The sequence below is a fragment of the Rothia sp. HMSC078H08 genome (genome assembly GCF_001808955.1).
In the GTDB taxonomy this organism is placed as follows: domain Bacteria; phylum Actinomycetota; class Actinomycetes; order Actinomycetales; family Micrococcaceae; genus Rothia.
On the sequence record NZ_KV795257.1, the window covers coordinates 279,064 to 300,915 of the forward strand.

General features: G+C 58.9%; 13 protein-coding genes. 3 read left to right on the top strand and 10 right to left on the bottom strand.

Translation table 11 applies throughout. The features are described 5' to 3' along the window. Positions 1-13: 13 nt before the first annotated feature. From HMPREF2528_RS07930 to HMPREF2528_RS07980, 10 genes are all read right to left on the bottom strand, one after another. Entirely contained in the window at positions 14-754 is a 741-nt protein-coding gene (locus tag HMPREF2528_RS07930) for a sirohydrochlorin chelatase (RefSeq protein ID WP_246822926.1), read from the bottom strand. An 83-nt stretch (positions 755-837) separates the two neighbouring features. After that, the gene (locus HMPREF2528_RS07935) at positions 838-3,645 is read right to left on the bottom strand and encodes an HtaA domain-containing protein (RefSeq protein WP_070543692.1); all 2,808 of its coding nucleotides are present in this window, start codon (positions 3,643-3,645) and stop codon (positions 838-840) included. A gap of 178 nt (positions 3,646-3,823) precedes the next feature. After that, on the bottom strand, positions 3,824-5,455 hold the full coding sequence (locus HMPREF2528_RS07940; protein WP_070543693.1) for an enoyl-CoA hydratase: 1,632 nt from the start codon (positions 5,453-5,455) through the stop codon (positions 3,824-3,826). Between the two features lie 338 nt (positions 5,456-5,793). Then, positions 5,794-7,632, bottom strand: a complete 1,839-nt coding sequence (locus tag HMPREF2528_RS07945; RefSeq protein ID WP_246823917.1) for a hypothetical protein — start codon at positions 7,630-7,632, stop codon at positions 5,794-5,796. A gap of 448 nt (positions 7,633-8,080) precedes the next feature. After that, on the bottom strand, positions 8,081-9,895 hold the full coding sequence (locus HMPREF2528_RS07950) for a propanediol dehydratase (RefSeq protein ID WP_070543694.1): 1,815 nt from the start codon (positions 9,893-9,895) through the stop codon (positions 8,081-8,083). Between the two features lie 297 nt (positions 9,896-10,192). After that, entirely contained in the window at positions 10,193-12,178 is a 1,986-nt protein-coding gene (locus HMPREF2528_RS07955) for an adhesin (protein ID WP_070506115.1), read from the bottom strand. A gap of 549 nt (positions 12,179-12,727) precedes the next feature. Further along, entirely contained in the window at positions 12,728-13,735 is a 1,008-nt protein-coding gene (locus HMPREF2528_RS07960; protein WP_070506113.1) for an NADP-dependent oxidoreductase, read from the bottom strand. Between the two features lie 213 nt (positions 13,736-13,948). Continuing rightward, positions 13,949-15,652, bottom strand: a complete 1,704-nt coding sequence (locus HMPREF2528_RS07965; RefSeq protein WP_070506111.1) for an LPXTG cell wall anchor domain-containing protein — start codon at positions 15,650-15,652, stop codon at positions 13,949-13,951. 542 nt (positions 15,653-16,194) lie between these two features. Beyond that, positions 16,195-16,995 (bottom strand): SDR family oxidoreductase, encoded by an 801-nt coding sequence (locus tag HMPREF2528_RS07975; protein ID WP_049345606.1) that lies wholly within the window; start codon positions 16,993-16,995, stop codon positions 16,195-16,197. A 135-nt stretch (positions 16,996-17,130) separates the two neighbouring features. Then, entirely contained in the window at positions 17,131-17,445 is a 315-nt protein-coding gene (locus HMPREF2528_RS07980; protein WP_005508144.1) for a hypothetical protein, read from the bottom strand. A 205-nt stretch (positions 17,446-17,650) separates the two neighbouring features. Here HMPREF2528_RS07980 and HMPREF2528_RS07985 point away from each other — a divergent pair, with 205 nt between their 5' ends. From HMPREF2528_RS07985 to HMPREF2528_RS09165, 3 genes are all read left to right on the top strand, one after another. After that, entirely contained in the window at positions 17,651-17,965 is a 315-nt protein-coding gene (locus HMPREF2528_RS07985) for a hypothetical protein (RefSeq protein ID WP_070506110.1), read from the top strand. Positions 17,966-17,984: 19 nt separating this feature from the next. Further along, complete coding sequence (gene valS / locus HMPREF2528_RS07990) at positions 17,985-20,717, top strand: valine--tRNA ligase (protein ID WP_070506108.1); 2,733 nt, start codon at positions 17,985-17,987, stop codon at positions 20,715-20,717. 557 nt (positions 20,718-21,274) lie between these two features. Beyond that, positions 21,275-21,676, top strand: a complete 402-nt coding sequence (locus HMPREF2528_RS09165) for a hypothetical protein (RefSeq protein ID WP_141744434.1) — start codon at positions 21,275-21,277, stop codon at positions 21,674-21,676. Positions 21,677-21,852 lie beyond the last annotated feature (176 nt).

The window sequence follows — 21,852 nt, forward strand, 5'->3', positions numbered from 1 at the left end:
ATTGGGCGAACAGCTAGGCGGCGTCCAGCTGCGCAATAGCCGCATCCATGCGGTCAATAAAGCACTCCGCCACCACGGCAGCAGAAGCACCACCCTGCGCGTTCACCAGCGGCGCGGCAACCTTCACCGGCACACCGGTCGACTCAGCGTCACGGCGCATCTTACCGGAGAAGAAACCCTCCGCCAGCAGGTAGGTCGCAGCAAATTTAGGCTGATGCTCGGCAACAACCTCGTGGAACTTCGGATCAATCGCGGCAACGAAGCCGTGATGCACCGGAACGTGCAACTCCTCAGCCAGCAGCTCAGCCGCACGGCTCATATCCGCGCGACCATCTGCACGAGAAGAACCCGCAGCACCCTGAACCACAGGGCCATCGCCGGGAGTCCAGCCAATTTCCTCCAGGCGAGCGCGAGTCAGAGCGGCAAGGCGCGCATCCGGGCCCAGCGACTCACCAATGCTAATACGCTCAATACCGCTATTGCGTGCGGCACGGCGCAAATCCACCTGAGTGTGGAAGCCGGTCGACAGCAGAATCGGCACGATCACGCAGGGCTCATCATTGGGCAGGGAAGCTGCGGCATCATCAACGCTGGGAGATTCCACATCCACATATGCGGCGTGGACACGGTACTCCACGCCGTCATTACGCTGGGCAAGCAGGAACTTGATCTGCTCACGAATCAGCGTGATAGCTTCACGACCGGCGACCGAGTCAGTGCCGTGCGAAGTTGCGATTACATTCAGAATAGTCATATTTCCATTGTATGAAAGGAACACCCCGCTCCCCCACTCATGAACACGAGTGGCGAAGCGGGGTGTTGCACGAAGGCTAAATTTTAGCTCTTGCGGCGGCGAGCCACGACCAGTGCGGTACCCGCAGCCAGGGTGATAGCACCAGCTGCTGCGGCGAACATAGCGCCGGATGCGCCGGTCTGTGCCAGCTTCGAGGAGGAGCTACCGGAGGTCGAGGAACCACCTGCGGAAGAACCACCGTTAGAGGAGCCGCCATTGGAGCCGCTCACACCCAAGTTGTCGGAGGTGCCGGAACCTGCGTCAGAACCGCCGTTGGAGCCGCCCTTGTGGCCGGCTGCGTTCTGGTCGGCGGTGCTGCTCTCAGAAGCAGAAGCGCTCGCGGATGCAGACTCGCTCGCGGAAGCACTCGCGGACGCGGATGCACTCGCAGATGCAGACTCGCTAGCCGATGCGGTCACCGAAGCGCTACTGGAGCTGCTTGCGGAGCTCGATGCACTCGCAGAAGCGCTCGAAGAAGCAGACGCGCTAGCGGACGCCGATGCAGACGCGCTCACCGAGGGGGTCACGGCGGGAATGCTCGGAACCGCGGTCGGGGAAGCGCTCACCGATGCGCTCGGAGTTGCAGAAGGTGCTACAGAAGGTGCCACGGATGCGGTCGGCAGAGACGGCGAGGTGGGCTCCTCCGAAGGCACTGCGGTGGGTTCTGCAGTCTTGGTGGGCTCAGCGGTTGCGGAAGGCTCCATAGTCGGCTCTGCAGAAGGTTCTGCGGTCACGCTAGGCTCTGCAGTTGCCGAGGGCTCGACGGTCGGCTCAGCAGTTGCAGAGGGAACCTCGGTCGGTGCCACGGTCGGTTCTGCAGTCTTGCTAGGCTCTGCAGTCGGTGCCACGGTGGGCGCGACAGTCGGCTCAGCAGACTTAGTGGGCTCTGCGGTCGGTGCCTCGGTCGGAGCAACAGTCGGCTCCGCAGTGACGGTAGGCTCAGCAGAAGGCGCGGCAGTCGGCTCAGCAGTCGGTGCCACGGTCGGAGCTACGGTGGGAGCAACGGTCGGCTCAGGTGCCTTGGTCGGCTCGGGTGCCGGGGTCGGTGCCGAGTTCGCTGCCAGGCGGTTCAGCCACAGCTGATCCTCGTAGGTGTTCGGGTTCTCGAAGCTGGTCGGGTAGATAATATCGCCGTTGGGCAGCTCGAGAGCGTTGTAGCCGCCGCTCTTGTCGGTCTTGCGCATCGAGGAGAGCACCACCTCGTTCACCTTGTTCAGGGTCTCATCCATGAACACCAGGCGGGAGCCGGATGCGTCCACCACAACCACGTTGCCCGCACGGGTCAGGAACATGGTGGCAACCTCGGTCTTCTCGAAGCCCTCAAGAGTTGCGGACTCACGGACCACGCTGAAAGTGCCGTTCTCGTACTTGAGGATCTGCACCTTACCGCCGTACCAGTTGTTCCAACGGTAAATGTAGCCCTTGGGGCTGACCAGGGTCGAGGGCAGGGCGGTGTCGTAGCCTGCGGGTGAAGAGTTCGGCACCAGGGACACGCCGTTGCTGCTCATGTGCAGCAGGTGACCCTTCTGAACCGCCTTTTCGCCGGCCGCATCGTAGATGGAAGTCGACGGCGCGTACACGAAGCTGCCGTCGGGCAGCGGTGCGAGGGTCACGGTGTTGTTGGAGAACGAGTCGCCGTAGTACTCGTCGAGCGAGTATGCGTTCACAACCTGCGGGTCGATAGAGTCGGGCTTCGGCAGAGCCTGCGAGGTTGCCTTGCCGGATGCATCAATGATGGTCAGCTTGCCGCCGCCCTGGCCGTCAATGCTGACGATGCCCCAGGTGTTGTTGGCGGGGTTGTAGCCGATTGCCTTGACGGTGGTGGTGCCGAGGTCTGCGTCGGAGTAGGTGCCGGAGGAGACGAGCTTACCTTCGGCGGTTACGGTGTACAGCTCGGGCTTGTTGGTCTCACTGTTGATGACGAGCATGCGGTTGCCGTCAGCATCCACCGCGAAAACGCCCTTGTTGGCCTTCAGGACGCCGGTGTCGGTCATCTTCAGGTTGGAGCTGGTCAGCACGGTGTAGGTGGTGTCGCCGCCGAAGCTCGGGGGTGCCACGTGCACGATGTGGTTCTGGCCCAGACGTGCGGTGTTCTGGGGCAGGTTCACGCCCGCGCCGGTGTTGTAAGACTCGGCGACGCTGTAGGCGCTCTTGGGGGTGTTAGCTGCGCTACCGTTGTAGGAGATGCTCAGCGGGTCGAGGCTAGCGCCTTCGTTGTAGAAGTCGGAGAAGGCGTGGTTACCGTCGGCGGTCAGGTTCGCGGAGATGCCGCTGATGCTGACCACACCGTCCTTCTCGCTCTGCTTGGCGGTGCCGGTGCTCAGGGTCGCCATCTTGACTTCCATGGGGCCCTCGAACTTGCCGGAGGCGTAGTTTTTGGTGCGCACGGTCATGTAGAGGGAGCCGGTGCCGTCAGCAAGGTTCAGTTCCACGCGGGGGTTGGAGAAGGTGAGGTTCAGGGCGCAACCAGTTTCGGGGTCTTGACCTTCGGCGCAGTGGCCGGTGAACCAGAGGCGGCCGGCAGCCTGCAGGGTGACCTGCTTGCCGTCTTCAGAGACGGTGGTGGAGGTCGGGGTGAAGGTGAACTGCTTTGCAGTTGCGTCCCAGGCTGCGCCGTCGGTCATTTCGCGGGGCATACCGTTGTAGGACAGGAAGGAGGCGCGCACGCCCCAGCCGAAGGACGCGCCTGCAGTTGCCTGGTCGCCTGCAGCGACGTTCTGTGCGGCAACGTTCTGGGCAGCGATATTAATGTTCTCGGCGAGAACGGGTGCCAGGGGCAGGGCGACAGCGCCAGCGACAGCGAGGGCGCAGGCTCCCTTGGAGAGGCGGGTGCCAGATGTGAAAATCTTCATTGGTGTGTATCCATACTATCGACACTGTTAGGACAGGCTTACTATATCGATAGCGTGAGTATTTCTCAACATCAGGTTCCAAGAAACCGTTTTGTGACAAACCATCCCACAGCACACCGACAGGGCAATACCCCCTCAACAGGCAACAGGGGCCGCTACTCCCCCACCCCCTACGCGACTAATCCTTCTTCGAGGTATGCATGCGTGACATGCCCAGAGCACCAAGAATCAGACCGCCACCCAGGGTCACCAAAATCGGCAGAAGCGGCGAGCTCTTATCCATGTTGTGGGTAATCTGCGCCTCCGTTGCCTTCACACCATTCGGCGATCCGGGATCAGTACGAACCTGAGAGGAAGAACCGTTCAGAATCGCGGCACGGCGAGACTGCGCCGCCGAATCAGTACCCGAAGGTAGGTTAGAATCGGGGGTCGCCACCTCAACAGGCTGCGCCTCCCCGGTGCGGTACCCAAGAGCCGAGGAAGACTCGGTAGCGGAACCACCCGAGGGGCGCGGAACAGAAATCGTGGCGTCATTAGTACCCGGAGCCATAGCGGTATCAGCCTGAATACCGCGGGTCTTAGACGTAGAACCCGCAGCGGGTGCCTTCGCGCCGGATGCGTTCGCAGTCTCAGAGGCAGTCGAAGGAGAGGCGGAAGACTCCACAGCTGGGTTACCCTCGTCCTTAGAGGAAGAATTAGATGACGAGCCACCATTCTCGGCAGACGCCTGGGTCACCGTAAAACGCACCGTATTGAGCTGAAGGTTGCCATCATCGCCTGCGTCGAAAGCCGCCACCAGGTAGGTCTTACCGATCTGCAGGGACGCACCGGGCACGCCAATCACAGCCTCGAAAGCGCCCGCAGAAATGGATTCCGGGCCAACATGAACAATGGCGAGCGCATCACCAACAGTGTTGCCGTTGGTGTCGATTTCCATGACAATCAGGTCGTAGCCCTTGTCATTCCGGGGGAAGTTCGTGGCGCGGACCGTGACGGGCTTCGTGTCATCCTGAGAGTCGCCCTGCGAATCCTGAATGGATAGGTGCGCTTTGCCATCCCTCTGGTTCATCGGATCGTACACGCTGTTGTCTTCGGAGATAACGTACTGCCCAGAATCATGGTTCTGCGGGTTATCTACAGTACGGCGAACCGTGTCATCGCTCGTATCGGTGGATGACGTAGCGGTGGGCGACGGCAGGTTCACCGCTTCGGGGGTCGGCTGAGCAGTCGCCTCGCCGGTTTCTGCTTCTTCACGCTCAATATCGACCGGCGGTTCGGTGGGCTTTGCTTTGCCGTTGCGCGGGTCAGCGGTCTGGACCAGGCGGTTGCCCTGCTCGGTCACAAAGAATTCGTAGGAGACACCGTGCGCGGTATCCTCCAGAACGATCACGTACACGACGTTCGAGTCCGTCGCCGGGCTCATCAGGAGGCGGAACTCCCCCTCCTTGGTTCCCTCAGTTAGGGTCGGGCTCTCCAGGACGGAGCCACCGTACTCACCGGAAGGGGTGTAGAAGTTCACGTCAACCAGCACGCTGGAAGCCTCCAGCCCCTCAGGGAAGCCCGTCCAGCGCAGGAGGTAGCTGCCGTCCTTGAGCTGCGCCTTCATGGTGATTGTGGAGGCTGCGCCCTGCACCTGCTGATTGTCTTCAGCCTGGTTCGGGGTTGCGGTCAGGGTGGCGGTTTTTTGCACGGCAGAGTGCGTCGTGACGGGTGCCTCCGCCGCGACAGAGGGTACAACAAGCCCGCACTGAAGCCCCGCAGCCAAAATGGTTGCGGTGACAATACGGTGCTTCGCTGAATAAATACTCATGCAATGCGTCTTTTCGTGGTGGAAATGTGCGCACTATTGCTTGTTCTTCACGTGCCGCGTGGAGCCCTTCGGGCGCGTCATGTACCCGGATTCGTCGTACCATGCTCCGCTTCGTATTTCAGGTGGTGAAGACCTGACAATAGCTCGCATCTATTTATCGGTTATTTCAACCCTATCACGAACCTTAAGGTTTATTCACGCGAGGGTAGAGTTTTTTTGAACACCCTGAACACGCGACTCGCCCCCGCTATCTGCACCTACAGATAGCGGGGGCGAGCATTCCTCATGAAACGAAAAACATACTATACAGGGCCGGCAGAAAACGCCTGACTAGCGCATTAGCCGCCCAAGAAACCGCGGCGGTGAGCCATCCAGGCGGCACCAACCACGAGCGCCAAACCAACGCCACCAAGAGCCCAGAAGGCAACACCGTGCTGAGCAACCTCTTCACTCGCAGGAGCCGCAGTGGAAACCGCAGCCTTCACGCCGTCCTGACGGTCAGCGTTCGAGTACACCTGGGTGGTGTTCGAGTGCACCGCAGCGGAACGAGTGTTAGGCTCCGAGTGAATGACGGGAGTAAAACCCTTATTACCATTACCGGATTTCGACGAAGCCGCCTTTTCTTCATCGGTCAGAGCGTCCAGGTTTGCGGCAACAGCAATAGACGCCGGGTCAGAACCCGAGCTATACGCCGAAATCTGGTTAGTGCGGGTCGGTTCAAAAGCCGAACGCGGGCTCATCGTGCGCGCCTGAGCCAAAGTCTGCAGAGCCTGACGCTGACGCTCAGCCTTCGCTTCCTTAGCCTTGGACATGGCGCTCACCGCATCCAGGGTGGAGCGGGGCGCGCTCGCGGCAGACTGACCCGAGCCCGACTGGGTTGCGTCAGAACGAGTCGAGACGGCGTTATTGGAGACGGCGCTAGTAGCAGCCGAGGGGCTACCCTGAGTGGCACCGGTCGCCTCGGCCGCATTGGCGCTGGGCGTGAGCGATGCGCTTGCATCCTGGCGAGGCGACTCATCTTTCGTCAAGGAGGTTGAGTTGCCGGTCGCCTCGCCACTGACCTTGAATCGCACCGAGACAACTTCTTCCGCATACTCAGTATCGTCCGCACGCACCAGGTAGGCGGTGTACACCGAGCCGGTCTTCAGCAGAGAGCCGGGCATGCCAATCTCTTCTTTGAACGCGCCATTCACAATGCGATCAGAGCTGATGTGCGTAATGGACAGCGCATCACCCTTATGGTTGCCACTCATGTCGGTTTCAACCACAATCAGGTCGTAGCCAGCCGCATTCGCAGCCAGACGCGCTGCACTGATAGTCACCGGCTTGGTTTCCTTATCGGAGCGAACCTCAGCATACGCAACCTTCAGTTCCGTAGCGCTCAGGGTCTGAATATCGCGAGAAGAGGTCGATCCGCCGGGGATCTGCTCCAGCTTCTGCGTGTGGGTTTCGGAGTTCGGGTTTTCAGCAGACTCGGAAGGCGCCTCAGTCTTAACCTTATCCCTGCTACCCTTCTGATCTGCAGCCTGCTGGTTCTTCTGCTCCTCTTCACGGAGCTTTTCCATCGTCTTCAGCTCGTCAATGGTCGGCACCTGGTGGGCAGTTTCCTTCTTATCCACCATTACCTCGTCAGAGTCGTCCTCTACCGGGATAGTATGCGGCACGAGAGAGCCCTCAGAGATCATGAATTCGCCGTAGCCCGCATCGGAGGTCACCAGGTCCATGACACTCATGGAGTAGTAGCCTTCCTGGGGCATCTGCGGCATCTCAAAGGTGACCAGCATGGAGCCGTCGTCAGCACGCTCAACCTGCAGTGCGGACGGCTCGTAGGTATCAGATCCGAGCACCGTGCCGGTGGTGCCGTAGTACTGCATTACCAGGTACACCCTAGAGGCATCGCCCACGTAGCCGCCCTCATAGAGGGGGGCGAGCTTAATGGTTGCCTGACCGTCCTTGATGGACTGAATCTGAATCTCAATGGTATCGACCTCAATTTCGAGGTCTTCGTAGGGGCAGCTTGAATTAAATTCGCTATTAACCAAAGCCGCCAGGCAATCATTCACGTTAATTGCTTCAGCCTCTACTGCGGAGGCGCCAGGAAGCACAAAAGCGCTTGCACCTAAAGCGGCGGCAAGCGAAAGAGCATGAATGCGTTTCGGAAGTCGAGTGATAGTCATGTGCGCCATTTCGATCGATGTAGGCGCAAAGCGTGGACTAGGGAAGGCTCACCACAAGCCGGTGTTTCTATCCAAGTATTTGCGCACCAGTACGTCGGTTACACCCTAGCCTAACACGGATATTGCACTTAATGTTGCATTGCATTCATGTGCTAAAACTTTATGTCGCAATAATTACCGAAATAAAAGGGAATTAATTACTTTACTGAGATATAAATAACGCAAAATTCGAATGTCAAAATATATTCTCCAGAGTGCACCAAAAAGAGATTATTACACCGCCCCAAGGCGCACCAGACCACCGCGCAATAGAGTCAAACATCCGGGCACGCAGAAGGCGCCCCACCGAACACGCACCCACACGGCACGCACCCGACAGAGCGCCTCCCACTCAACAACTCCCCTACAGAGAGCCACGCCTCACAGCGCTAAGCGGCAAATAGCTGAACTACTCAGCACCCAGTTCCTCAGCACCCTCAAGGCGGCGACGATACACATTAACCGCAACAGCAGTACCCACAAAGGCAACCGAACCCAGCAGAGCAATACTCAGCGGCAAGGTACCCTCCGGCAGCGGGCCATTATCCTGAGCGCTCGCCTCCAGCTTCGAACCGGCAGAATCACCGCGCGACTTCGAGCTACGCGTATAGAAACTACCCGAACCTGCAGCACCCACATTCTCCTGAGGCGAAGCAACAGTCACCGTCTCACCCTCAGCAGACTGGTAACCCAACAGGTTCACCACGGTACGCCCCGGCAACATCACCGCATAACCAGACATCACCATCGTCGAAGGAACCACCGCAGTCTCAGCCACAGAATTACGAGCCTGCGCGGTAATCGCACGCGCCGACTGCTGCGCCTGCACAATATAGCCCAGAGCGCTATCCACCGACGGGATCTTAGCAACAGAATCAGTCACCAAATCTTGAGCATCCGCAGAGGCACCTGAAGAATCCACAGTGCTCACGCGACCCGAAGGGGCCGAAGGGCTCACACGCTGATTCGCATCAGAAATCATCGGGACCTGCGGGTGAACAACAGTATTCGTAGGCTTCGGAGCCGGATCAACAGGAACCGCACGCTGAATCACGCTCACACCAAAAGCACTGGTCGCCATGAGCTGCAGCTCCTCAGTGGAGTTACCACCCACCACAACCACACGGTAGCGCTTACCCGCATGCAAAGAGGTACCGGGAACCTTCAAATCAGCAGAGAAAGAAGCATCAGTCACCTGCTGAGGGCTCACATGCGTGGTCGCCAGCGGTGAACCCACGGCACCGCCGTCAGCAGGCATTTCAAAGACCATCACGTCATAGCCCAGGCCGCTCTCCGCCACGTTCCTAGCGCGCACGCTAATCGGCTGCAGCTCATCCGATCCGCGCAGCTCTGCGGTAGAAATTTCCAGGGTCGCCTCACGGGTCTCCGCGGGAGCCCGATCGGAGCGGGAGTGCACCAGCAGACGATCCTCGGTCACCTCAGCGGGTGCCGCATCATCGGTAGAAGAACTCACCGAAGCAGAAGCACTGGCAGACGCACTCACCGAGGCGCTAGCAGATGCACTCGCAGAAGGACGAGCCGAAACTTTCTGCGATGCAGACGGCGCTTCAGAAGGTACCGGGGCGACCGTCGGGCGCGGGCTATCCTTCGCGGCGCTCGGGGATGCACTGGGGCTCAGGGACACCTCGGGGGTGGGATTCGCCTCCACGCGGTTAGCACGGGGAACGCCTGGGGTGTCAGGGAAGAAAATGTTCTGGCGGCTCGCCAGAATCTCGTCAACGGTCGCGCCCTGTTCAGGCATGAACTCAACCGAAATAGCATCCTTGGTGCTCAGGTTCTGCACCTCAACCATGTACGGCTGCTCAACGTTCAGGCGCTGGTGAATACTGACCTCTAGCGCACCCTCATCGTTCAGAGAGGCAGTCATCTGGGAGGCAGGCACGGTCATCGCCGCCATGATACCATCGTCAACGGAAATAGCGACCAGGCGAACCCTCAGATTCTCCAAAGAGGTTACACCGGTCAACGACAGCAGGGTGTAGTCATTGCTCTGAGCAACCAGGTCCAGGGTAATGTCGTGGCTAACCACATCGGTGGCAACGGCGATGGGAAGTTCAGGCTTCGGGGTCTGCTGAGTCTGCGCGTGAGCGGCAGAGGCAAAGGTGGCAGGGGCCAGAGTTGCAGGCGCGACGGAGCCGCCCAAACCGAGGGCGGCAGACGCTACTAGCGCCGCGCCGCGAGCAGTTCGCTGCGTGGAAAACATGGTCACCTATTTTCGTGAGTGAGTGTGATGAATCGTCGTGTGACTCCTGCGCCCAAAGGTCGGAAGTAGGCACAGAATAACGGTTCTCTGATATCGGTGACCGGAGGCGCTTCACAGCGACTCCTCACCTCGGGTGAACGAGGTGGTAAAGAGTGATAGTACCGTCTATGACAGCACTCTAAATTATAGGTATAACCTTAGAAAAAGTTAAAGATGTAGGGACGCCCGAATCTTGCATTTCGGACATCCCTACATCTATATGCATATTTTGCCTAGTGGGGCAATAATTGACCCGTTTTAGCGGCGAGAACTGAGCTGCATCTCACTACGGCGACGGCGGCTCAAACGCATACCGGCAAGCAGTGACAGCGATCCAGCGGCACTAATGACCAACATATTGGAGGCGCCAGTAGCCGCCAGCTGCTCACGCTTCTGCTGGGCACCGGAGGCAACCTTCTGGGAGCCAGATGCCTGTGCTTCGACCTTCTGCGCGTTGCCCTTCTGCGCTTCAGTCTTCTGCACAGAGGTATTCTGTGCAGAAACATTCTGCGCGGGAGCACCCTGAACACCAGCCGGAGCGTCCTTCTTCTGCTCAGAACCGCTCTCCCCCGCCTTCTGCTCGGTAACAGAAGCCTGATCAGCCGCAGGCTCAGTAGGCACCGAAGCATCGACCGCGGGAGTCTCGACAGCGGGAGCGTCGGCTACGGGAGCCTCGACAGTGGGCGCATCCTGCTCGGGGGCCGCGGGCAAGCTATCCACGCTATCGCGCTCGACGGTAAAGCCGCCATTGACCATGCGCACAGTACCCTGCTCATCCTCCGCCACGGCGCTCACACGGTAGGTGGCACCGGGCTTGAGCTCCGAGCCGGGAATCTGTACCTGTGCAGTGAAAGCACCGGAGTCGTCAATCTCAGAGACGTCAGCCGACGCAATCACGCCGCCGGTAGCTACTCCGTATTCATCGATAGCGCTAACCATCAGGTGCACCGAGCTGACGCCGGTGAAGCCCTCTCCACGCAGGGTCAGGGTCTTTGCGGAATCGTTTTCGGGAACTACGGTTTCTTCTACGTGCAGGCGGGCGGTCATCACGGGGTTAGAGGTGTTGTTCTGTTCTTCAGTGGTGTCGTGGACGCGGTCAAAGCGAGTGTCGCGCGGCAGGCTGTAGTGGCGGCGCGGGTCATCCTCGGGCAATACGTGGTCGAACTTCTCGACGGGGCTCACGGCAACTACCTGCTCAGAATCAGCCTGGGCGTTCTGCGCGGGCTGCGCCTCCTCTGCAGACTGCTTCTTCTCAAACTGTGCCTGCTCCGCCATTGCACGCTCAGCGGTCGCAACCGGAGCGGAGCCATTCTGTACATTCCAACCATTCATGAAGGGAACCTCAACTTCCTGGGCGGTGTAACCATTAGCGGCAGAGGGCGCAACCTCAACGCTCAGCACGTAGCGCAGGTCTTCGTGAACAGCCTGCACTTCTTCCAGCCTGGATCCGGGCACTTCAATGCCGTCCAGGAGGGTGCCGTTCATAACGTCGGCGCGCGCGGGAGAGGCAGCGAGCAGGATGCGGTTACCCTGGCTATCCAGGGCGTAGGCGTAGGTCATGACTTCGAAAGCCTGCGCCTCACCCAGACCGGTGACTTTGTAGACGACAAGGTTCTTATCCTGCGGGATTTCCAGCTGCCCCGAAAGAATCCGAGCATTGAGCGGCTCATCCTGGGTGTCGGCGGGCAGCACTTCCAGCGGTGCGGAGGAGTTGTAGGAGGGGTCCTCGGTTGCGTAGCCCTTACCGGGGTCGACCACAGCAGTTGCGACGACGTACTGCTGGTTGGGGTCGAGGGTACCTGCGGGCAGGGTCAACTGGGTGCTGAAGCGGCCACCGTCCACATCGAGTTCGGGTACGAGGGTCATCGTCACTGCGGAGCCGCGACCCAGTGCGTAGAGGGGGTACTGGCGGTATTCGCTCACGTACACCGCCACACCGTAACGTTCAACGGCACCGCCGGTGAAGCCTTCACCGGTGACGGTAATGCTCTGGGAACGTGCCGGGTTAATGACGACGCCCTGCTCGACGTACACCTGCGGGGAGGTTTGGGTGGCAACGTTTTCGATGGGGGTTGCGTTTGTTGCGGAGGGGGGATTGTCGGGTTCTACCGCAGTCGATGAAGCAATTCCGCCAGTATTTTGCACCTGCACATCTGCGTGCGCAGCACCAACACCGGTAACGGACAGGACGGATGCAGCAATAGCGGCTGTTGCTCGGGTTTTTGAGTGAGCGGGTTCGGGCATGGAACACACCTTTTCTGTGAGTGTGAACGATACCCTCCGGAGGGTGCCACGGATCGAAGCTGGACGGGTGTCTCTTCGGGATTGACCGCTATAACGCACGGACTAGTCATAACATTCCTGTAATGGTGGAAGTTACCGCGAAGGGAATCGCTCTATTTATCGGTAATTCCACACTAACAATACTTTTTAGGTTATTGCTGTAAATACGCTTTACGTCCTGACTATTTTCTTGTGCAATAACCCACATGGAATATTTTTTACTCTCCGGAACAGTATCAAGAGTACTCAAATTGCATGGACTAGGCGAAATTTTTCAACTCTCCCTTGAGGCTCAAGGTTTTATTGCATGCATATGCAGTTTTAATGGATTTGAGATAAAAATATTCTGCACATCCATGCATTTAATTTATTTCTTTTAAGTGAAAAAATTGCAGGTCACAGCGCTTTTCCCGCACATTGATTAAAAGCGTGCGTACCAATAACCACGCACAAAATAACCCAGCAAAATGATTCCGCCACCCCACCCCAGCACCCTCAGTAATAAACTCCCTATGAATCGGTAATACGAACGACTCTCTTGCCACGCGTATGGCCAGCCTTCAAATCGCGGTAGGCTGCACGGACGTCCTCAATCGTGAACCCGTACACGCGATCCAGCCGAATTGACACTTTTCCCTCAGTAACCAGCTCGGCTAGGGCTTCAAAATCCCCGTGTTCCGAGTGGCGGGGGCCGGTAAACTGCGCTCCCCGGATCATGACCTTGGGCGAAGGAACGAGAGTTCCAATGTCTTTACCCTTCAGACCCAGCGAGAATGCCAAGCTGACGTAGTCGCCACCATAGCAGTCCAGGAACTTCGTCACGCGGCCCTCAGCAGCTTTGAGCACACGCTCCCTAACGCCCTCACCGTAGGCAACCGGAACAGCACCCAGCGACCTAACAAATTCGGCATTCGCAGCCCCCGCGATTCCGACGACCCGTGCGCCACGAGCCACCGCATACTGCACAGCGGTGGACCCAATTCCGCCCGAGGCTGCAGAAATGACCACAGTATCGCCCGCACCCACGCCAATATGGCGGAAGGCGCCTCCCACGGTCAAGGCCGCGACACCCATTGCAGCGGCATGGTCAAAATCAATGGAGGCGGGCTTAAGCGCAATATCACCGGTATTCACACAAATTTCCGTAGCTAGAGACCCCCTCTTGGTACCCAGACCGGGGGCACTAACAATGGTTCCGAAGACCTCGTCACCCACATGGTAACCCGATACGCCGGGCCCCACCTCGAGCACCGTGCCGGAGAAATCACGCCCTACTCCACGAGGGAACTGCGATTTCTTTGATTCAAACCAACGGCGGGGGTTCCTGATTTTCATGACGCGCGAGAGCATCCTGAGCTGCGGAGCGCCCTCAAAGATCTTATAGTCCACAGGGTTCAGGCCGACCGCATGCACCGCAATCTTTACCTGCCCCTCCCCCGGAATCTCCTCCGGTACACTCACGAACTTCAGATTCTCCACGGGCCCAAAGTGGTCGTACTGTACTGCCTGTACACTCATCGTTTCTCATTCCTCTCTCTTCCCAATTCGGGACTCCAAAACTCACAGACTCAGGAAACCCGCAACAAACAAATCTGCACCGGTTTGCCCGTCTCATGCGGTTATTACATTCCGCAAAATACCGCCTAAACGCCCTCGCGGTCTCCTAGGAATATTTTATTCCCAAAGAGACCGCGAGGGCGTTTCATAAGACTCTATACGAAAGGATAAACCTTAGAGGCTGCGGCGGCGCAGGAGCATCAGTGCGGCACCAGCAATCAGAGCTGCGGCGCCAACGCCTGCAATACCTGCAACACCCTCAGCACCGGTGTTAGCCAGCTGCGGCTTCGAGGAAGCCGAAGAAGAGGTCGAAGTCGAACCCTTGGTGCCGGAGACACCTACAGTGTGACCCTTGGAGCTAGAGGAGGTAGCAGCAGAAGCGTTGCCAACCTTAGCCTTGGGTGCCTGAGAAGAAGGCATGCGGGTCTCGGTTACGACAACCGAACCATCTTCGCGCATCTCAGCGGTGAAGACGCTGGTGGTGCCGTCGCCGTTATCGCGAACGGTGGTGCTCTCATCCTCGGTAGCTGCCGGCAGGGTCGGTGCGGGGTTGTTCGCATCGCTCACGGTAGCGGTGGTGACTGCCACCTGGTGTACCAGGCCGTTGGGGTCACTGGTTGCCACCATTGCGTATGCGTAACCGGGCTGCAGCAGTTCAGCAAGAACGCTGACCTTGACGCGGAAGGTGCCGTTCACGATTTCAGAAGCAGGCACATCGTGGGTTGCCAGAGCATCACCGGTGATGTTGCCGTTTGCATCCAGGCGGAAGATAGCAATCTGCACACCGTTAGCGACAGACTCGTGGGTGAAGCCGGAGCCATTGAAGGTCAGGACGTTGTACTGGTCGTTCGGATTCAGGGATGCATCCTCGGTGGTGAGGGTTGCGTTCTCAGGTGCTGCGGGAGCCTCAGGAGCGGGGGTCTCGGTCTGCTCGGGTGCCGGGGTTTCAGCCTTGGGTGCTTCCGGAGCAGGAGTTTCTTCCTTGGGAGCCTCAGTCTTGGGAGCCTCGGGTGCCGGGGTCTCGTCAGCCTTGGGGGTCTCCGGTGCCGGGGTCACGGGAGCGGGGGTCTCTTTGTTCTTGGGTGCCTCGGGAGAGGTGGACTCGGTGACCTTGAAGGAGGAGAGAGCCACGAGCTTCTGGTCAGCCTGAGCAGCCTGAGGGTTGCTCACAGCAACCAGAGCGTAGGAAGCGCCGGCGGGCAGCTTGCTTGCCTCGACAGTGAAGGAAGTCTTGAAGGAGCCATCCTGAATCTGGTCCGCAGACACGGACACGGTGGTAATGACGTCGCCGGTAATCTGCTGGTTCTCATCCAGCGCGTAGATGCTGACCTGAACGCCGGGGCCGACCTTCTCGCCGTAGAAGCCGGTACCAACAACGCTCACGGTGTTAAACTGCGCATCACCGGAGAAGCGTGCGTTCTCGATGGAGACGAAGGGGTTAGCCTGCTTCACCTCGGGAGCCGGGGTGGAGGGAGTGGTGGGCTCGGGGGTTGCGGGAGCAGGGGTCTCAGCCTTAGGAGTCTCAGCCTTAGGGGTTTCAGCCTTAGGAGCTTCGGTTGCCTCAGCCTTAGGAGCCTCAGCCTTAGGTGCTTCAGCCTTAGGAGCTTCGGTTGCCTCAGCCTTGGGAGCCTCAGCCTTAGGTGCTTCAGTTGCCTCAGCCTTAGGAGCTTCAGTCTTGGGAGCCTCAGCCTTGGGAGTCTCGGTTGCGTTGCCGCCGGGCAGGGAAGAAGTCTGAGAAGATGCCTTCTGATCAACAACCTGCTGCTGCTGATCGGCGGGTGCTTCTGCCGCAAAGGTTGCCGGGATTGCTGCCACAGAACCAGCGGTAAAAGCTGCCGCAGCTGCGATCTTGTAAACGCGACGGGTAGTCTTCGACATTTTTCCTCGATCTCTGAATTATCGGTGGTGAACCTACGCGGTGTGCCTCCGTCTTTGAGGGGCGCGCAGATTCACACATGGGTGTGACTGCTAAAAGGCTAACACCCAACTCTGAGTCTTCTGCCCTCTTAATGCCCGCTTTAAGTAACTGTAATGAAATCGTTATAAAACCACCCCTCAAGTTGAGGGTTATTACAGACCAATTATGGTGTTTTGTGGTCATATACTGACATGTGAACACCGGTAACCCTACATTTTGATTGCATTTGAAGAAAATATAATACTTTCCATAGATGATTTCACCCCAACTATTTCACCATGGTGAACCTTAAAGTCTCACGTACCACTTTATAGTTCCATCAAGTACTCCTTGATACCTCTCCCCCACCTATTCCCGCCCCGCTTGGCACCCGGATCAAAGCTCCACACAAGCCACAGACCTCCCCGCGTACAAACAAAAAGCCTCGCCCGCATCCCAAGAATCAGGAATGCAGGCGAGGCAAACACAAAACCCCGCATCAGCGGACGCAAGAGCACAAAGCTTAGCTCTCCTTGCGAATCACCTTGAACTGGCTCGGCTGCGCCACCGGGCGAATCGTAATGCGGTCAAGGTTCACGTGGTGCGGAACGTTCAACGCAAAGGTCACGGTCTGCGCTACATCCTCGGCGGTTAGCGGCTTCTCAACGCCCGCGTAGACGCGCTCTGCAGCTTCCTTAGAACCCAGACGATTTAGGGAGAACTCCTCGGTGTGCACCATGCCCGGGCAAATCTCAATCACGCGAACGTTATGTTCCGCTTCTTCCAGGCGGAGCGCCTCGGTCAGGCCGCGAGCGCCGAACTTCGCCGCGTTGTATCCGGCGCCGCCCTCGTAGCCGTGCTCGGCAGCGGTGGAGGTCAGGTTCAGGATCGTGCCGTGACCGTTCAGGCGCAACGCCTCCGCGAAGGCACGCACCATGTGCAGAATACCGAGAACATTCATCTGGTACATCTTCAAATAATCGGTAGGCTTGCCGTCGGCAACCTTATCCACGCCAATAGCACCACCGGCAATATTGACCAGGGCGTCAATGGTGCCCTGCTCCTCCAGGATCTGCTCGGCTACGAACTGAACGGACTGCTCATCGGTCACATCGCAGGTCACCGGGTGAGCGCCGGTTTCCGCATAAAGGGTGTAAAGACGGTCGGTACGACGAGCCAGGGCGTAGACGGTCCAGCCACTTGCTACTAGCTGCTGTACGGTGGCTCGGCCAATACCGCTGGATGCGCCGGTCACCACGGCCACTTTGCCGTCACCGGTATGGGGCAGGAAAGGAGATGCAGGAATGTGGGTGTTCTCAGTCATACTTTAATCCTAGTAGAGTGATGCCCGCGGGTGCTCAGTTCGAGCAGACTCGCGGGCATATATTTTGAAATTTTCGATAGTGAGATAGGTACCCGCCGCCGTTCAGAACAAACGATACAGACACCATCACCCGTGCTACTTGCGGCGGCGCGGCAGACCCCAGCGGCTCCTGCCGCCGTCACGGAATCCGAGGCGATGCTCAAAGTACACGGGCGAGCTACTGCCGGTCTTAATCGTGTCCGGAGGGACCGTACCTTCACGCGCAGACAGCAGATAAAGAACCGCAGCGCCGGGCATGAACATAATCAGCGGTAGCACGAAACGCATACGCGCCTCACCATAGCCGCTACGCACCGTCAAATGCCAGACGCACAACGCAACCAGCACCAGGTGCAGTATCAGCAGAACAGTTTCAGACGTGCCCAAACCAAAAATACTCAGAGAACTCATTGGCAACTCCTCAAAGGTCGTGTACTTTCAGTCTACGCCGTGCCCGCGCCCCTGAGAAGGATTCGCCGACTGTTGATACTGCGGATTTTCGCGCCTACACTGCAGGTAATCAGGGGCAGCAATATTAGGGGGTCTCTCCCCCATTACCGTTTCCACCGAGTTTGTCACTGAATCGCCAATTACTCCTCATATAGGGAGCCTCCACATGACAGCAACACCGCACCAGCACATCACCGACCTTAAAGAGCAGCGCCGCACCCTCCAGCAGCGGGCGCGCAGCATCCGTGCCACCACCGGACTCCCCTACAGTTCCGAAGTTCACCTACTGCTCGGGCAGAGCTACCTCGACCCCGCCAGCTGGCAGGATCTCACCGCCTCCGGCGGGGTACGCGCCGCAGTGCGCAGGGCACAATTTGTGAGCCGGTACCGGCACCTCCTGGCGCGCCTAGAAGCCGCCATCGAGCGGTACGAACAGCACGGTGCGGCGCAGAATTCCCCTGGAGCTGAGAGAATGCCGTGAATATGAGAAAATAGCCGTTATGGCTGAAAACATTTTGGGCTCAGACTCGCCCGTACAGATTAACGTTCCCGACCGCCCCGCCCTCGAAGGCCTCGAAGAGAAGCTCTCGCAGCGCTGGGCCGACGAGAAGACCTACGCATTCGACGAGAACACCACTCGCGAACAGGTCTACTCCATTGACACCCCGCCGCCGACCGCATCCGGCTCCCTGCACGTGGGTCACATGTTCTCCTACACCCAGACCGACGTCATTGCACGCTACCAGCGCATGACCGGCAAGAACGTGTTCTACCCCCTCGGCTGGGATGACAACGGCCTGCCCACCGAACGCCGCGTTCAGAACTACTACGGCGTTCTCTGCGACCCCTCCGTGGCAGACAACGACTCCTTCCGTGACCTGATCACCTGGAAGGCAGACGGCACCCCCAAGCCCGACCGCAGCCAGGCAAAGTGGCCGCGTATCTCCCGCAACAACTTCATTGAACTCTGTGAAGAGCTCGCGGTTGAAGACGAGAAGGTCTTCGAAAACCTCTTCACCACCCTGGGTCTGTCCGTTGACTGGTCGCGCACCTACCGCACCATCGACGCGCACTCCCGCAAGGTCTCCCAGCTCGCCTTCCTGAAGGACCTGGAAGCAGGCAACGCCTACATGGCTGAAGCACCGACCATGTGGGACGTCACTTTCCGCACCGCAGTGGCACAGGCTGAGCTGGAAGACAAGGAACGCCCCGGCGCGTACCACCGCATCAGCTTCCACCGCCCCAACGGCGAGAAGGTCTGGATTGAGACCACCCGCCCCGAGCTGTTGCCCTCCTGTGTGGCTCTCGTGGCGCACCCGGACGACGAGCGTTACAAGCCGCTGTTCGGCACCACCGTCACCTCCCCGCTGTTCGGCGTTGAGGTCGAAATTAAGGCGCACCCGCTGGCACAGCCCGACAAGGGTGCCGGTATCGCCATGATCTGTACCTTCGGTGACACCACCGACGTCACCTGGTGGCGTGAACTGCAGCTGGACACCCGCGCCCTCATCGGTCGCGACGGCCGTTTCTCCCGCGAAACCCCCGAGTGGATCACCTCCGCTGAGGGCCGCGAGCGCTACGAGCGTATGGCTGGCACCACCGTCTTCACCGCACAGAAGACCGTCGTGGAAATGCTGGTTGAGGCTGGCGAAATGGACGGCGACCCCAAGCCGATTACCCACCCCGTGAAGTTCTACGAGAAGGGTGACAAGCCCCTCGAAATCGTTGCTTCCCGTCAGTGGTACATCCGCAACGGTGGCCGTGACGCTGCACGCCGCGAGAAGCTCATCGAGCGCGGCCGTGAGATGAACTGGTACCCCTCCTTCATGCGTAGCCGCTACGAGAACTGGGTTGAGGGTCTGAATGGCGACTGGCTGATTTCTCGCCAGCGCTTCTTCGGCGTTCCCTTCCCCGTCTGGTACCCGCTGGACGCTGAGGGCGAGCCGGACTACGAGAACCCGATTCTGCCCACCGAAGAGATGCTGCCGGTTGACCCCGCATCTCAGGCTGCTCCCGGTTACACCGAGGATCAGCGCGGCGTAGCGGGCGGCTTCATCGCTGACCCGGACGTTCTGGACACCTGGGCTACCTCCTCTCTGACCCCGCAGATTGCGACCGGCTGGGGTGTGAACCCGGACCTGCACGCGAAGACCTTCCCCATGGATCTGCGCCCGCAGGGTCACGACATTATCCGTACCTGGCTGTTCTCCACCGCTGTTCGCGCGGAGACCCTGGCGTCCTCCGTGCCGTGGTACAACACCGCGCTCTCCGGCTGGATTCTCGACCCGGACCGCAAGAAGATGTCCAAGTCCAAGGGCAATGTTGTGGTCCCGAACGAGGTTCTGGAGAAGTACGGTTCGGACGCTGTGCGCTACTGGGCTGCTTCCGCTCGCCTGGGTGCCGACACCGCCTACGACGAGGGTCAGATGAAGATTGGCCGCCGCCTGGCCATCAAGCTGCTCAACGCATCCAAGTTCGTGCTGAACCTGGGTGCAACCGAGAAGTCCGTCATCACCTCGCAGGCTCAGGGTCGCGTGCTCATCAACGCCCTGGATCGCTCCCTGCTGGCTCGCCTGGCGTACCTGGTTGAAGAGGCAACCGCAGCATTTGAGAAGTACGAGTACGCTCGTGCCCTGCAGATTTGCGAGAGCTTCTTCTGGTCCTTCACCGACGACTTCGTCGAGCTGATTAAGGACCGTGCCTACGGTGCTCGCGGCGAGGAGGAGCAGGCTTCGGTTCTGGCCGCTCTGGCCACCACCCTGGACGCTCTGCTGCGCCTGTTCGCGCCCTTCCTGCCCTTCGTGACCGAAGAGATTTGGTCCTGGTGGCGTGCGGGTAGCGTGCACCGCGCCGAGTGGCCGCAGGCACTGCCCATCCTGGAGGGCACCCTGCTGGCTGAGTACTCCGCACAGAACCCGACTGCTGGCATTTCTGCTCAGTGGGTCCTGGCGGACGCTGACCCGGCTCAGATTGAGTCGCTCAAGCAGATCCTGCCGGATGTTGCTGAGGCTCTGGGTGGTCTGCGTAAGGCTAAGAGCGACGCGAAGGTCAAGCAGCGCACCGAGGTTGAGTCCGCTACTATTGCGGCTCCTCAGGCTCAGCTGGATCGCATTGCCGCTGGCTTGGCTGACCTGAAGGCTGCCGGTAACGCTCGTGAGCTGTCCCTGGTGGCAGCTGAGGGCGAGCTGGAGGTTCGCGACGTTGTACTCGTTGTGGAAGAAGCAGCTGAGTAATCGAATCTAACGTTCATTGCTTAGTGACATAACACCGAGTTGGTGTTGAGGACGGGGCGGTACCGATTGACGGTACCGCCCCGTTTTCTGTGTCTGCGGTTCGTTGGTTTCTGCAGGCAAGGTACCCGGAGAGCGTGATGCTCGACTGCGGGCGGTGCTTTGTATGGCGCTTTTACGACTCTGACTAGAGGCTTTACACATTCGGTACCCGCGGGTGCCCGTACCCATCCCTAGCACCTTCACAACCTCCTCCCCCAATAATGTGGGTTTTAGTCTGCTGTTCTGTAGGGATTATGTGGGATTTTCAATCCCTTTTTCTGTTCATCAATGTGCAAAGAGCATAATCAACCTTATGAGATTGACTGTCACTTTATGTATGATTGTTGATGCGAGGGTTTTACCATCGGGAACAACCCTCTATTCAACTTCAGCAACAGACAAATCACCGGTACGAGCAAGACATACCCCGACCAACCGCACGACAATAAACCACCCGTCAGGCGCAGCGATGCGTCCTGACTCTGACCCGCGCCAAAGTAGGCGCACCCCATATCCTCATGAATTCATACTCATCCTCTTCCGGATTACCGAACAAACCCCAGGCGAGGCAGAGCTCAACCCCGAGCACGCCGCCAGGAGCACAAGCCAACATTTCCCCCGATCAGCTTCAGCACTATCACACGAGCCTGAACGAGTACATCAGCCAGGCACGTGAACATGCCCAGGCGCTGCGTGCCAGCTACACCAACGAAGTGTACGACCTGTGGCATCAGCACATTTCCACCAGCGCCGCCACCGATGAGGCGAGCATCGCCTCCGGTTCGTTGACCGCTCAGCAACTTGAGGAACTGACCCGCAAGTGGGTGCGCCTCATGCGTGAAAGCCGCGATATGCTGCACCACGAAAGCTCCATTGCCGCCGCACGTGCTGCGGTTGAGGCTAAGCCCCTCCCCGAGTAGGGTCACCCTTTATTTCTTTCGCGCGGCAACGCCAGCACTCCGCGTTGTACCGCGTTTTTCTGCGGCGGGGCTATCGAGCCAAGCGATTAAGCCCTGCCCGGAATGCGTACTTCACATAACCTGCCCCTTGCTATAGTTATGGATATTCAAAGACCCTAACTATGTTGCAGAAAGGG